Below are 12,677 nucleotides of genomic sequence, written 5' to 3'. Positions count from 1 at the left end.
CCCAAAATTCTTCCTGAAAACGTATGCCGACCCGATCGGAAGTACCTATTCAGCCTGCGAGGCGGCCTGGGGCGTGTGGGCGGCATGCAGCCGTGAAATCAGCTGATCTTCCAGGGCGAAGCGTTCGGTCAAGCCCTTGGCCAGACGGTCGAGCCAGGCGGGAAGCCGTGGGAGGAAGTGCTGGCAGCGAACAGGCGTGGAGTAGTCGGCATCGAAGGCGAGCACCAGCTCGGTGGACATTTCCAGGCGTTCGAGTAGCTGTGCGGCGATCCCCAATGCCGCTTGATCCTCGAAGGCCAGGGCTTCCTCGCGCAGCTGCGGATAGATCTCGAAGTGGCCGGCACTGATGTAGTCCATCAGCAGCTCGCTGAAGCGATCGATCTGTGTCTTGCTCACGGCCTCGATCTCGGTATCGCAGGCCTCCTTGAGCTCGATGAAGCTCACCAGAAGCTCGCGCCGCTCGTCGAGCCAGCGATCGATCAGCTGGTGTACGCCACCCCAGCGCTCCCGAGCACTCTTGCAATCTTCCAGCATGTCCGCCTCCTTCCCTTGTGAAGCCGAGGCCATTTCGACCCGAAAGGACAGACTCACCCGTGCCACGCTCGCTGTCAATCCTGGGTCGGCCAGAATCCGGCAAGACATGATTCAAGCAAAAAACTTCAAACATGAAATTTCATACTTGAACTATTTCTGTAGACGTCCTAGCCTCAAGACAAACAACGACAATCAGCGGAAGATCACAGCCCATGAGGATAGCCTGCCTCGGCGGCGGCCCCGCCGGCCTCTACTTCGCCATCAGCATGAAATTGCACGATCCCAGCCACGAGATCGTGGTGCTCGAGCGCAATCGCCCCGACGACACCTTCGGCTGGGGCGTGGTGCTCTCCGACGAGACCCTGGACAACCTGGCTGCCAACGACACCGTCAGTGCGGCGCGCATCCGCGAGCACTTCGCCTACTGGGACGATATCGCCGTGATCCACGATGGCGTGAAGACCGTCTCCACTGGCCACGGCTTCTGCGGCATCGGTCGTCATAAACTGCTGGTGTTGCTGCAGCAGCGCGCCCGGGAGCTCGGCATCGAGCTGCGCTTCGAAAGCGACATTCCCGAGGCGCGCATCGATGAACTGAGCCGCGAGTTCGACCTGGTGCTGGCCGCCGATGGACTCAATTCGCGCACCCGCCAGCACTATGCCTCGCACTTCCAGCCCGACATCGACGTGCGCGCCTGCAAGTTCGTCTGGCTGGGCACCCACCAGACCTTCAACGACGCCTTCACCTTCATCTTCGAGAAGACCGAACACGGCTGGGTGTGGGCCCATGCCTACCAGTTCGACGCCGATACCGCGACCTTCATCGTCGAGTGCAGCGAAGCCACCTGGCAGGCCTTCGGCTTCGGCGAAATGAGCCAGCAGGAGTCCATCGCCGTCTGCGAGCGGATCTTCGCCCGGCATCTGGGCGGCCACGCACTGATGACCAACGCCCACCACATTCGCGGCTCGGCATGGATCAACTTCCCCCGGGTGCTGTGCGAGCGCTGGAGCGTCGACAACGTGGTGCTGATGGGCGATGCCGCGGCCACCGCGCATTTCTCCATCGGTTCCGGCACCAAGCTGGCATTGGAGAGCGCCATCGCCCTGGCGGCGTACCTGCACAGCGAGCCCGACATGGCCAGTGCCTTCTCCCGTTATGAGGAGGAGCGCCGCACCGAGGTGCTGCGCCTGCAGTCGGCGGCGCGCAACTCCACCGAGTGGTTCGAGCAGGTGGAGCGCTACCTGGACCTGGATCCGGTGCAGTTCAACTACTCGCTGCTGACTCGCTCCCAGCGCATCAGCCACGAGAACCTGCGCCTGCGCGACCCCGCGTGGCTGGAGAGCGCCGAGCGCTGGTTCCAACGGCAGGCGGGCAATCCGGAAAGCGACCGGGCGCCGATGTTCGCCCCCTTCACGCTGCGCGGCATGACCCTCGCCAACCGCATCGTGGTCTCGCCCATGGCCCAGTACAAGGCGGTGGACGGCCGCCCCACCGACTGGCACTTCGTGCACTACGCCGAGCGTGCCAAGGGCGGTGCCGGCCTGGTCTACATCGAGATGACCTGCGTCTCGCCCGAGGGGCGTATCACCCCGGGCTGCCCGGGTTTCTACGCCCCCGAACACGAGGTGGCCTGGAAGCAACTGTGCGACTTCGTCCACGCCGAGACACCGGCGAAGCTGTGCGCCCAGATCGGCCACTCCGGCCCCAAGGGTTCCACCCAGCTCGGCTGGCAGGAGATGGACGCGCCGCTGGCCGAGGGCAACTGGCCGATCCTGGCGGCCTCCGCCGTGCCCTGGTCAGAGCGCAACCAGGTACCCAAGGCCATGGACCGCGCCGACATGGACCGCATACGCGAGGAATTCGTCGCCGCAGCAACGATGGCCGATCGCGCCGGCTTCGACATGATCGAGGTGCATGCCGCCCACGGCTACCTGCTGTCGTCGTTCATCACGCCACTGACCAACCGTCGCGAGGACGAGTACGGCGGCTCGCTGGAAAATCGCATGCGCTACCCGATGGAGGTGATCCGCGCGGTGCGCCAGGCGTGGCCGGCCCACAAGCCGCTGTCGGTACGCATCTCGGCCAACGACTGGGTCGGCGACGAGGGCGTCACCCCCGATGAGGCGGTGGCGATCGCCCGCCTGCTGCAAGCCACAGAGGTGGACATCGTCGACGTCTCCGCCGGGCAGACCTCGACCCGGGCCCGGCCGGTCTACGGCCGCATGTTCCAGACCCCGTTCTCCGATCGCATCCGCAACGAGACCGGCATCGCCACCATGGCGGTAGGCAACATCTATCAGGCCGACCACGTCAACTCGATCCTGATGGCGGGCCGCGCCGACCTGGTCTGCCTGGCCCGGCCGCACCTGGCCGACCCCTACTGGACGCTGCACGCCGCGGCGGGCCTTGGCGACAGCCAGTGCGACTGGCCGCAACCCTATGGCCCCGGCCGCGATCAGCTGCAGCGCCTGGCCGAACGCGGCGAGGGCTGGACATGAGCGACGACATGAACGCAGACATGAGCGAGGGCAAAATGCAGGGCAAGCGCGTGGTCATCACCGGCGGCGGCAGCGGCATCGGCGCCGACATGGCGCTGGCCTTCGCCGAGGCCGGCGCCGCAGTGACCATCACAGGACGGCGAGGCCCTGCCCTAGAGGCCGTGGCCGAAGGGCACCCGAACATCTCCACTGCCGTGGCCGACGTGACCAGAGGAGCCGACATGATCGCGCTCTTCGAGCGCCTGGGCGAGGTCGATATCGTCATCGCCAACGCCGGCGCCGCCGACAGCGCACCGCTCTCACGCACCTCGTTGGCCCAGTGGCAGCGCATGCTCGAGGTCAATCTCACCGGGGTCTTCCTGACCCTGCGCGAAGGGCTGAAACACTTGAATGACGGCGGGCGGTTGATCGCCGTGGCCTCCACCGCCGGGCTCAAGGGCTACGCCTATGTGGCGCCCTACTGCGCCGCCAAGCATGGCGTGGTGGGCCTGGTACGCGCCCTGGCCCGGGAAACCGCAAGTCGCGACATCACCGTCAATGCGCTGTGCCCCGGCTTCACCGATACCCCGCTACTGGAAGCCAGCATCGCCAAGGTGGTCGACACGACTGGCCAGAGCCCCGAGCAGGCGCGAACTCACTTTCAATCGACCAATCCCACGGGGCGGCTGATCCAGCCTGCGGAGGTCACGGCCACGGCGCTATGGCTCTGCGGCCCCCATAGCGGTGCCATTACCGGTCAGGCGATCTCAATCTCGGGAGGTGAGGCATGAGCACCGAATGCCAGCCGCTCGAGCCCGCAACGCCTGCCGGAGACTCCCTTGGCAAGGAGTCCCTGAGCAAGGAGCGCCTGCGACTATGGCTACGCATGCTGCGGGTGACCCGCCAGGTCGAGGCCGAGCTGCGCGAGAAGCTCCGCGTGGCGTTCGACTCCACCCTCCCCCGCTTCGACGTAATGGCCGCGCTCTTCCGCGACTCGGACGGGCTGAAGATGAACGAGCTCTCCAAGCGGCTGCGTGTCTCCAACGGCAACGTCACCGGCATCGTCGAGCGCTTGGTCGAGGATGGCCTGGTCGAGCGTATCGCCATCGAAGGCGATCGCCGCGCCACCCTGGTGCGGCTCACCGCAACCGGACGTGCCACCTTCAGCGAGATGGCCAAGGCCCATGAAGGCTGGGTCAATGCCCTGCTCGACGGCGTCACCGAAGACGACGCACACCATATCGGCGAGCTGCTGCACAGCTTGCCGGCCGATACGGGAGAAAGACAATGAAACTGGCGGACCTGACGCCGCAGCACTTCCTTTGGCGCATGGAGGGCGAGGTCGCCGTCATTCGCCTCAATCGCCCCGAGCGCAAGAATCCGCTCACCTTCGACAGCTACGCCGAGCTGCGCGACACCTTCCGCGACCTGGTCTATGCCGAGGACGTCAAGGCGGTGGTATTCGCCGCCAACGGCGACAACTTCTGCTCCGGCGGCGATGTGCACGAGATCATCGCCCCGCTGGTCGATAGCGACATGAAGGAGCTGCTGGCTTTTACCCGCATGACCGGCGATCTGGTCAAGGCGATGATTCACTGTACCAAGCCGGTCATCGCCGCCGTCGATGGCATCTGCGTCGGTGCCGGGGCGATCATTGCCATGGCCTCGGACATCCGCTTCGCCACGCCCCGGGCCAGTACCGCCTTCCTCTTCACCCGAGTGGGCCTGGCCGGCTGCGACATGGGCGCCTGCGCCATGCTGCCACGTATCATCGGCCAGGGGCGCGCCGCCGACCTGCTCTACAGCGGGAGGAGCATGAGCGCCGAGGAGGGCCATCAATGGGGCTTCTACAATCGCCTGGTGGAGCCTGAGGCACTGGAGGCCCAAGCCATCGCCTACGCCACCCGCCTGGCCCAGGGGCCGACCTTCGCCCACGGCATCACCAAGACCCAGCTCAACCAGGAGTGGTCGATGAGCCTCGACCAGGCCATCGAATCCGAGGCCCAGGCCCAGGCGATCTGCATGCAGACCCGCGACTTCGAACGCGCCTATCGCGCCTTCGCCGCCAAACAGAAGCCGGCCTTCGAGGGGGATTGATGAGCGACACGAGCTTTCTTCACTGGCCCTTCTTCGAGCCGCGCCACCGCGACCTGGCCGAGGGGCTGGAAGCCTGGTGCCGAAACGAGCTGCCCCGGGACCACGCCGACGTCGACGCCACCTGCAAACAGCTGGTGCGCGACCTTGGCCAGGCCGGCTTTCTCGAGGGCACCGCCGGTGACGCCATCGACGTGCGCAGCCTCTGCCTGATTCGCGAGACCCTGGCCCGTTACGACGGCCTGGCCGACTTCGCCTTCGCCATGCAGGGGCTCGGCACCGGTGCGATCAGCCTGTTCGGCAACGACGAACAGAAAGAGTGGCTGGAGAGGACCCGCCGCGGCGAGGCGCTGGCCGCCTTCGCCCTGACCGAGCCGCGCTCCGGCTCCGACGTGGCCCAGCTCGACACCACGGCCGAACGTGACGGCGACAGCTACCGCATCAACGGCGAGAAGACCTGGATCTCCAACGGGGGCATCGCCGACGTCTACACCCTGTTCGCCCGCACCGGCGAAGGCCCGGGCGCCAAGGGGCTCTCCTGCTTCCTGGTGCCGGCCGACACCCCTGGGCTCGAGATACGCGAGCGGCTGGAGACGATTTCGCCACATCCGCTGGCACGGCTCGGCTTCAACGACATGCGCCTGCCGGCGAGCGACATGATCGGCCAGCCCGGCCAGGGCTTTCGCATCGCCATGGCGGTACTCGACGTGTTCCGCTCCACGGTGGGCGCCGCTGCCCTGGGCTTTGCGCGTCGAGCGCTGGATGAATCGCTGACCCGCGCCGGAAACCGCGAACTGTTCGGCGCCAGCCTGGCCGACCTGCAGATGGTGCAGGGGCACCTGGCCGAGATGGCGCTGGACGTGGATGCGGCGGCACTGCTGGTCTATCGCGCCGCCTGGACCAAGGACATGGGCGCCGAGCGGGTCACCCGCGAGGCCGCCATGGCCAAGCTCTACGCCACCGACCGCGCCCAGGCGGTGATCGACAAGGCGGTTCAGCTGCATGGCGGCGATGGCGTGCGCAAAGGCCATATCGTCGAGAGCCTCTACCGCGAGATCCGCGCCCTGCGCATCTACGAGGGCGCCTCGGATGTCCAGAAGATCATCATCGCGCGCTGCGCCCTAGCCGATCATTCCGCCACCGAGGGCACCCGGAAAGCACGATAACAACGACGACGAATTGCCAAATACCGTATCCCCTGTCGACGCCACTGACCGGCGCCGAACAATAACAACACGATGTACGGAGAATGGTCATGCTGACACCATCGGCCCACGCCGATACCTTCGCCCGGGACAACCTGCCGCCGGCGGAACAGTATCCGGCACTGTTGCTCGACGGCTTCGACTACCCCGACCGCCTCAATGCGGGGGTGGAACTCTGCGATCGACTGGTCGAGCAGGGGCACGGCGACCGTGTCGCCCTGATCGGCAACGGCCGACAGCGCACCTACCGCGAGCTTGCCGAGTGGACCAATCGGCTGGCACACGCCCTGGTGGAGGACCTCGGCCTGCGCCCGGGTAACCGGGTGCTGATCCGCTCGGCCAACAACCCGGCCATGGTGGCCTGCTGGCTGGCCGCCACCAAGGCCGGCGCCGTGGTGGTCAATACCATGCCGATGCTGCGTGCCGGCGAGCTGAGCCAGATCGTCGACAAGGCCCAGGTGTCGCTGGCCCTGTGCGACAGTCGCCTGCTGGACGAACTGAAACAGTGTGAGGCGGAGAGCGCCTTCCTCCAGCGTGTCGTCGCCTTCGACGGCACCGCCAATCACGACGCCGAACTCGACCGCCTGGCGCTGGACAAGCCCACCGACTTCCAGGCGGTGGCCACCGCCGCCGACGACGTGGCGCTGCTCGGCTTCACCTCGGGCACCACCGGCAAGCCCAAAGCCACCATGCACTTTCATCGCGACCTGCTGATCATCGCCGACGGCTACGCCAGGGAAGTGCTTCAGGTGACGCCGGACGACGTCTTCGTCGGCTCGCCACCGCTGGCTTTCACCTTCGGCCTGGGCGGCCTGGCGATCTTTCCGCTGCGCTTCGGCGCCACGGCGGTACTGCTGGAACGCGCCTCGCCACCCAACATGCTCGATATCATCCGCGAACATCGCGCCACGGTGGTGTTCACCGCGCCCACCGCCTACCGCACCATGCTCGCCTCGCCGGAGAGCGGACGTGAACTGGCGAGCCTGAGGATGGCGGTATCGGCCGGCGAGACCCTGCCACCGCCGATCTACCACGACTGGATCGACAAGACCGGCACGCCGATTCTCGACGGCATCGGCGCCACGGAACTGCTGCATATCTTCATTTCCAATCGTCTCGACGATCACCGCCCCGGCTGTACCGGGCGTCCGGTCACCGGCTACCAGGCCAAGGTCGTCGACGAAGCGATGAACGAACTGCCCCGGGGTGAGGTGGGCCGGCTGGCGGTTCGCGGCCCCACCGGCTGCCGCTACCTGGCCGATAGCCGTCAGCAAGGTTATGTTCGGGATGGCTGGAACATTACCGGCGATGCCTTCTATCAGGACGAGGCGGGTTATTTCCACTTCGCGGCCCGTAACGATGACATGATCGTCTCTGCCGGCTACAACATCGCCGGCCCCGAAGTCGAGGCGGCGTTGCTGGCTCACGACAGCGTGCAGGAGTGTGCCGTGATCGGCGCACCGAATGGGGAGCGTGGGCAGATCGTCGAAGCCTTCGTGGTACTGTCTTCCGAGATCGAGCCGGACGAGACTTGCGTGCAACGCCTGCAGGATTTCGTCAAGCAGACCATTGCACCCTACAAGTACCCCCGTTCGATCCGTTTCGTCGAGGAACTGCCCAAGACGGCCACCGGCAAGATACAGCGCTTCCGGCTACGACAGGAGCACTATCCGAGTGACGGCTAGCACGCCCCTCGACGAGGAGCAACGAAGGACGCAGCGAATCAGAGCGCAGTGAACCAACAACAAGCAATAACCGCATAGAGGAATGATCCCCATGAAGACAATTGCCAGCCTCGGCCTCGGCCTGCTGATGACTTCCGCCCTGACGGCGGCCCAGGCCGACGACGTCAAGATCGGCATGATCACCACCCTGTCCGGCGGCGGTTCCCATCTGGGCGTCGATGTCCGGGACGGCTTCATGCTCGCCATCGAGCAGTCGGGTCGCGACGATATCGAGGTCCTGATCCAGGACGACGCCAATCGCCCCGACCTGGCCAGAAGCCTCTCCGACGAGTTCATGCAGCGCGACAACGTCGACATCCTGACCGGTATCATCTGGTCCAACCTGGCCATGGCGGTGGTACCCGCCGCCGTGCGCCAGGGCACCTTCTACATCTCGCCCAATGCAGGCCCCTCCGCCCTCGCCGGACGCCAGTGCCACGAGAACTACTTCAACGTCGCCTGGCAGAACGACAACCTGCATGAGGCCATGGGCGCCTACATGAAGGAAGAGGGCTTCGAGCGGCCGATCCTGATGGCGCCCAACTACCCGGCGGGCACCGATGCCCTGGCCGGCTTCAAGCATCGCTACGAAGGCGAGGTGGTCGACGAGATCTATACCCAGATGGGCCAGACCGACTACGCCGCCGAAATCGCCCAGATCCGCGCCAGCGACGCCGACAGCCTGTTCTTCTTCCTGCCCGGCGGGATGGGCATCTCGTTCATGAAGCAGTACGAGAACTCCGGCGTCGAGCTGCCGCTGTTCGGTGCCGCCTTCTCCTTCGACGAGATCATCATCCAGGCGGTGGGCAGCGCCGCCATCGGCACCATGAACACGTCGCAGTGGGCCTACGACCTGGACAATGATGCCAACCGCGCCTTCGTCGACAGCTTCCGCGAGGCCTATGACCGCACCCCGACGCTCTACGCCTCCCAGGGCTTCGACAGCGCCAACCTGATCCTCAGCGCGCTCGAGAAGGCGCATCCGAGCGACCAGGATGCCTTCCGCGAGGCCCTGCGCGAAGCCGACTTCGCCTCGGTGCGCGGCAAGTTCCGCTTCGGCGACAACCACCACCCGATACAGGACGTCTACGTGCGCGAAGTGGTCGAGGGCGAGAATGGCCAGCCCACCAATCGCCTCGTCGGCCTGGCCATCGAGGACATCCAGGACGTCTACGCCGTCGACTGCCAGATGTAAGCCACAGGCGCCGGGCCCACGCGGCCCGGCTTTCCGTCACCTTCTGACACGGGATGCATGACGTGACCGCCACCCTGTTTCTCGAGCAGCTGCTCAACGGCCTTCAGCTGGGTACCATGCTGTTTCTCATGGCCAGCGGCCTGACCCTGGTGTTCGGCGTCATGGGCCTGATCAACCTGGCCCACGGCTCCTTCTACATGGTCGGTGCCTATGCCACGGCATCGGTCACCGCTGCCACCGGCTCCTTCCTGGTGGGACTCAGTGCCGGGATAGTGGCCGCCGCCGCCGTCGGTGCGCTCGTGGAGCTGCTGGTCATTCGCCGTCTCTATCACCGCCCCCACCTCGACCAGGTATTGGCCACCTTCGCGCTGATCCTGATCTTTTCCGAGGGCACCCGCTGGCTGTTCGGCTCATCGCCGCTATGGCTCAGCCCGCCGGAGATGCTGACCGGCTTCGTCACCCTGCCCGGCGGCGCCCGCTACCCGCTCTACCGGCTGGTGATCATCGCTGTCGGGGTACTGGTGGCCATCGGGCTCTACCTGTTGATTTCACGCACTCGCCTCGGGATGCGTATCCGCGCCGGCGAGAGCGACCGCGAGATGATCGGCGCGCTGGGCGTCAATATCGCGCGGCTCTACACCCTGATCTTCGCCATGGGCGCGGCGCTGGCCGGCCTGGCCGGCGCCATGGTCGGCGCCCTGCAGTCAGTCCAGGTGGGTATGGGCGAGCCGGTGCTGATACTGGCCTTCGTGGTGATCGTCATCGGTGGCATCGGCTCGATCAAGGGCGCCCTGTTCGGCGCCATCCTGGTCGGGGTGGTGGATACCATGGGGCGCGTTTTCCTGCCGGGCTTCTTCCGCCACTTCATGAGCCCGGCCGAAGCCGCCGGGGTAGGCTCCGCCGTGGCCGCCATGCTGGTCTACATCCTCATGGCCCTCATTCTCGCGTTCAAGCCGAAGGGGTTGTTTGCCGCCCATGGATAAACTCAAGAGTGAAACCACTGCCCTGCCCGGCCTGCCGGCCCTGCCGAACGCATGGTTCGACCGCAAGGGGCTGGTACAGATCGGCTTGCTGGCCCTGCTGTTCCTGGCACCGCTGGCGGCTCACCTGCTGGGCCACATCTACTACGTCAACCTGGCCTCGCGGATCACCTTGATCGCCATGGCCGCCGTGGGCCTGAACCTGGCCATCGGCTACGGTGGCATGGTGAGCTTCGGCCATGCCGCCTATTTCGGCCTGGGCGGCTATATCGCCGGCATCAGCGCCTACCACGCCTTCGACTTCAGCCCGGTCATGAGCTGGCCCATGGCGATCCCGGGCAGCGACAGCATGCTTGTGATCTGGCTGGCCACGATCCTGCTGTGTGGCCTGCTGGCACTGGCCATCGGGGCGATCTCGCTGCGCACCACGGGGGTCTACTTCATCATGATCACCCTCGCCTTCGCCCAGATGATGTACTACTTCGCCAACTCCTGGCCCACCTACGGTGGCGAGGACGGCCTGCCGATCTATATTCGCAACAGCCTGCCCCTGGTCGATACCGGCCAGCCGTGGACCTTCTTCCTTATCGCCTTCTCCGGCCTGCTGCTGGCCATGGCGATCACCTCGCGGATGATGAAGTCGCGCTTCGGTGCCGCCCTGACCATGGCGCGCCTCAACGACACCCGGCTGGCTACCGCGGGCGTCTCTCCCTATCCCATTCGCCTGGTGGCCTTCGTCATATCGGCGATGATCACCGGCCTTGCCGGCGCGCTCTATGCCGATCTCAACGGCTTCATCAGCCCGACCATGCTGAGCTGGCACATGTCCGGCGAACTGATGGTAATCGTGATACTCGGCGGCGTGGGCCGGCTCTATGGTCCGCTGGCCGGCGCCATCCTGTTCGTGATGATGGAGACCCTGCTGGGCGGCATGACCGAGTACTGGAAGCTGTTCCTCGGCCTGGTGCTGCTGCTGGTCGTGCTGTTTGCCAAGCACGGTGTGATGGGCTGGCTGGCCGGGAGGGAACGACATGTCTGACGTGGTGCTGACACTCAACCATCTGCAGAAGCACTTCGGGGCACTGCAGGCCACACGTGACGTCTCCCTGGAGCTGAAACGGGGCGAGATCCACGCACTGATCGGCCCCAACGGCGCCGGCAAGTCGACCCTGATCGGACAGATCGCCGGCAACCTGAAACCCGATGCCGGCAGCGTCCATCTGGCGGGCCAGGAGATCACCGCACTGAGCGTCGCCCAGCGGGCTCGCCTGGGCCTGGGTCGCAGCTTCCAGGTCTCGTCCCTGGCCGAGCCCCTTTCGGTGCTGCGCAACGTGATGATCGCGGTCCAGGCGCTACAGGGCCACAGCTTTCGTTTCTGGAAGCCGGTGCACCGCGACGAAAGCCTGCTGGCACCGGCACGGGAGGCCCTGGAGCGCATGCAGCTCAGCCATCGCGCCGATACCCCGGTCTCCGAGCTTTCCCATGGCGAACGTCGCCAGGTGGAAGTCGCCTGCGCCCTGGCACTCAAGCCCCGCGCCCTGCTGCTCGACGAGCCCATGGCCGGCCTGGGGCCGGAGGGCACCGCACACCTCACCGACCTGCTGGAGACACTCAAGCAGGAGGTGCCGATCCTGCTGATCGAGCACGACATGGACGCGGTGTTCCGGCTTGCCGATCGTATTTCGGTACTGGTCGCCGGCAGCGTGATCGCCCGGGGCGACAGCGCCGAGATCCGCCACAACCCTGACGTGCGCGAAGCCTACCTGGGAGACTGAGATGCTTACCGTCACCGATATCCACACTTTCTACGGCCCCTCCCAGGCCCTGTTCGGCGTCAATCTCTCCGTCAAGGCCGGCGAGCTGGTCGCCCTGATGGGTCGCAATGGCATGGGCAAGACCACCACCATCCGCTCCATCTTCGGCCTTACCCCGGCCCGCAGCGGCAGCATCGAGTTCGAGTCCCGGGATCTGCGGCGGCTGCCCGCCTACCGCATCGCCCAGGCCGGGCTGGGCCTGGTCCCCGAGGGGCGCCGCTGCTTTCCCAACCTTTCGGTACGTGAGAATCTGGTAGTCACGGCGTGTTCGGGCCACTGGAGCCTCGAGCGTGTCGAAGCACTCTTTCCACGGCTTTCCGAGCGACGCCATCAAATGGCCAACACTCTCTCGGGCGGCGAGCAGCAGATGCTGGCCATCGGCCGGGCCCTGATGACCAACCCGCGACTGCTGGTGCTGGACGAAGCCACCGAGGGGCTCGCCCCGGTGATACGCAAGGAGATCTGGTCGGCCATACGACGGCTGAAGCAGGAAGGGCAGTCGACGGTGATCGTCGACAAGTCGCTCTCCGAGCTGCTGCCGCTGGCCGACAGCTGCGTCATCCTCGAGAAGGGCCGCACCGCCTGGACCGGCCAGCCGGATGCCCTGGATGACGCTATCCGCGACCGCTACCTGGGTGTCTGAGGAGACGAGCC

12 protein-coding genes are annotated in these 12,677 nt (G+C 65.9%); 11 read left to right on the top strand and 1 reads right to left on the bottom strand.

Annotated elements, in window-relative coordinates; translation table 11 throughout:
* Window positions 1–45: 45 nt before the first annotated feature.
* Window positions 46–534 (bottom strand): sigma D regulator, encoded by a 489-nt coding sequence (gene rsd, locus DU505_RS01790; RefSeq protein ID WP_114477274.1) that lies wholly within the window; start codon window positions 532–534, stop codon window positions 46–48.
* Between the two features lie 212 nt (window positions 535–746).
* Here rsd and DU505_RS01785 point away from each other — a divergent pair, with 212 nt between their 5' ends.
* From DU505_RS01785 to DU505_RS01735, 11 genes are all read left to right on the top strand, one after another.
* The gene (locus DU505_RS01785) at window positions 747–3,032 is read left to right on the top strand and encodes a bifunctional salicylyl-CoA 5-hydroxylase/oxidoreductase (protein WP_114477273.1); all 2,286 of its coding nucleotides are present in this window, start codon (window positions 747–749) and stop codon (window positions 3,030–3,032) included.
* Window positions 3,033–3,052: 20 nt separating this feature from the next.
* Window positions 3,053–3,802, top strand: coding sequence for an SDR family NAD(P)-dependent oxidoreductase (locus DU505_RS01780; protein WP_114477456.1), 750 nt, complete (start codon window positions 3,053–3,055; stop codon window positions 3,800–3,802).
* Window positions 3,799–4,302: a MarR family winged helix-turn-helix transcriptional regulator gene (locus tag DU505_RS01775; protein WP_114477272.1), complete on the top strand. Its 504-nt coding sequence runs from the start codon at window positions 3,799–3,801 to the stop codon at window positions 4,300–4,302. Before DU505_RS01780 ends, DU505_RS01775 begins: the two co-directional genes overlap by 4 nt.
* Window positions 4,299–5,108, top strand: coding sequence for an enoyl-CoA hydratase family protein (locus DU505_RS01770; protein WP_114477271.1), 810 nt, complete (start codon window positions 4,299–4,301; stop codon window positions 5,106–5,108). Before DU505_RS01775 ends, DU505_RS01770 begins: the two co-directional genes overlap by 4 nt.
* Entirely contained in the window at window positions 5,108–6,271 is a 1,164-nt protein-coding gene (locus tag DU505_RS01765; protein ID WP_114477270.1) for an acyl-CoA dehydrogenase family protein, read from the top strand. Before DU505_RS01770 ends, DU505_RS01765 begins: the two co-directional genes overlap by 1 nt.
* An 89-nt stretch (window positions 6,272–6,360) precedes the next feature.
* The gene (locus DU505_RS01760; RefSeq protein WP_114477269.1) at window positions 6,361–7,995 is read left to right on the top strand and encodes a benzoate-CoA ligase family protein; all 1,635 of its coding nucleotides are present in this window, start codon (window positions 6,361–6,363) and stop codon (window positions 7,993–7,995) included.
* A 91-nt stretch (window positions 7,996–8,086) separates the two neighbouring features.
* Window positions 8,087–9,229, top strand: a complete 1,143-nt coding sequence (locus DU505_RS01755) for an ABC transporter substrate-binding protein (RefSeq protein WP_114477268.1) — start codon at window positions 8,087–8,089, stop codon at window positions 9,227–9,229.
* Between the two features lie 53 nt (window positions 9,230–9,282).
* On the top strand, window positions 9,283–10,212 hold the full coding sequence (locus DU505_RS01750) for a branched-chain amino acid ABC transporter permease (protein ID WP_422666987.1): 930 nt from the start codon (window positions 9,283–9,285) through the stop codon (window positions 10,210–10,212).
* A complete protein-coding gene (locus DU505_RS01745; RefSeq protein WP_114477266.1) occupies window positions 10,205–11,248 on the top strand; it encodes a branched-chain amino acid ABC transporter permease in 1,044 nt (347 codons plus the stop codon). The genes DU505_RS01750 and DU505_RS01745 overlap by 8 nt, the downstream gene beginning before the upstream one ends.
* Window positions 11,241–11,984 (top strand): ABC transporter ATP-binding protein, encoded by a 744-nt coding sequence (locus DU505_RS01740; RefSeq protein WP_114477265.1) that lies wholly within the window; start codon window positions 11,241–11,243, stop codon window positions 11,982–11,984. The genes DU505_RS01745 and DU505_RS01740 overlap by 8 nt, the downstream gene beginning before the upstream one ends.
* Window position 11,985: 1 nt before the next feature.
* Entirely contained in the window at window positions 11,986–12,666 is a 681-nt protein-coding gene (locus DU505_RS01735) for an ABC transporter ATP-binding protein (protein WP_114477264.1), read from the top strand.
* Window positions 12,667–12,677: the final 11 nt, after the last annotated feature.

Origin of the sequence: Billgrantia montanilacus (assembly GCF_003336675.1) — a bacterium.
Classification (GTDB): domain Bacteria; phylum Pseudomonadota; class Gammaproteobacteria; order Pseudomonadales; family Halomonadaceae; genus Halomonas; species Halomonas montanilacus.
Note: the sequence above shows the minus strand (reverse complement) of the source record. Positions and strands in the feature narration are given on the sequence as shown.